This is a genomic window from Bradyrhizobium niftali (assembly GCF_004571025.1).
Classification (GTDB): Bacteria; Pseudomonadota; Alphaproteobacteria; order Rhizobiales; family Xanthobacteraceae; genus Bradyrhizobium; species Bradyrhizobium niftali.
The window spans coordinates 1-1,152 of record NZ_SPQT01000123.1; the positions used below are offsets into that span (position 1 = coordinate 1).

Genomic DNA, 1,152 nt, shown 5'->3' on the forward strand with positions numbered 1-1,152 from the left:
ACTTTGCTTGCATCCCCGCACCCAGGATTGCAGCCACGAAAGCATCCTTGCGGGCGAGATACTTCGCTGCTACTGCACCAGCGGCGGCCGTACGCACGTCGGTCAAATAGCCGTTGTCCAGTAACAGCGCTTGTACCAGACCGGTTTTGCTTGAAAGCAGCACCATCATGCCGTTGGTGCTCGGCAGTCCAATCTTGGGGTTGTCAAAAAAGCCAGGGCTTATTTTAATGGCGAAGCCGTCGACGCCGGGCACATAGGCTGTCTTGACGTCCACCTCGCCTCTATGTTCGGGAATATCTAGCCGAAGAATTGGCGGCATCGCGACTTTCTTGGTGGCAAGCGAATGGAATGCATCCTCGATGCATTGCACCACCCTGAGATCGAGCGGCACGATTTGCTTAAGATCGCGTTCTGTCAGGAGCTTCATTCTTCGCATCAGACATCCTCCCTAAACGGATTGCTGTTCCCGTTTATGACACGGCGAGGTAGTTCCATGTCGATATTGCGGCCTGAGATCACGAGCTGGACCGGCCCTCGCAAGCCAGCGTTCTTGAGGGCGAGCAGCGCCGCGATGCCGACGGCGCCTTCGAGGATTTCGCGTTCTTTCTCGTAAGCATGACAAATGCCGGCCGCAATCTCACTCTTGCTTAGTAGCACCGCGTCATCCAGGAGGGCTCGACACATGCGAACGCCACCTTGTTAGCGAGAGCAATGCCACCACACCGTTCCCCGCGCGGCGTCGCGGGCGGGGAACGCGTTGCTTAAGTCCGCCTGCCGCGAACACGGCGCCCCCCCCGATCCAACCCGCAGCGTTTCTGCAGGATACAGCTGAGCTTCAGGGGATTCGCGATTCCTTCGCGAGTTCGTCCATCACTTGCTTAGTCGCTCGATACGCCAGATCAACAATCTCGTCGATCTCACTCTCGGACACAACGAGCGGGGGGGCAAAGCCCAGAATATCTCCGTGCGGCATTGCTCGTGCGATAAGCCCCCTATCACGAGCAGCCTTTGAGATTCGGGCGCCCACCTTTAGCTGCGGATCAAATCGCCGTTTCGTCTGGCGATCCGCAACGAACTCGATCGCTCCAAGCAAGCCCACGCCCCGAACTTCGCCGACGATTTCTAGCTGGGCAAACCGCTCTTTTAGGCGCT

1 protein-coding gene and 2 pseudogenes are annotated in these 1,152 nt (G+C 57.9%); all 3 read right to left on the reverse strand.

Annotated elements, in window-relative coordinates; genetic code table 11:
- Positions 1 to 436, reverse strand: a pseudogene (locus E4K65_RS46690) (ornithine cyclodeaminase family protein); the annotation flags it as partial.
- Positions 436 to 719: pseudogene (gene eutB / locus E4K65_RS46695) on the reverse strand (hydroxyectoine utilization dehydratase EutB); the annotation flags it as partial. The pseudogenes eutB and E4K65_RS46690, both read right to left, overlap by 1 nt.
- A gap of 116 nt (positions 720 to 835) precedes the next feature.
- Positions 836 to 1,152 (reverse strand): aminotransferase class III-fold pyridoxal phosphate-dependent enzyme (locus E4K65_RS46700; protein ID WP_135179763.1); only part of this gene is annotated, 317 nt, incomplete at its 5' end.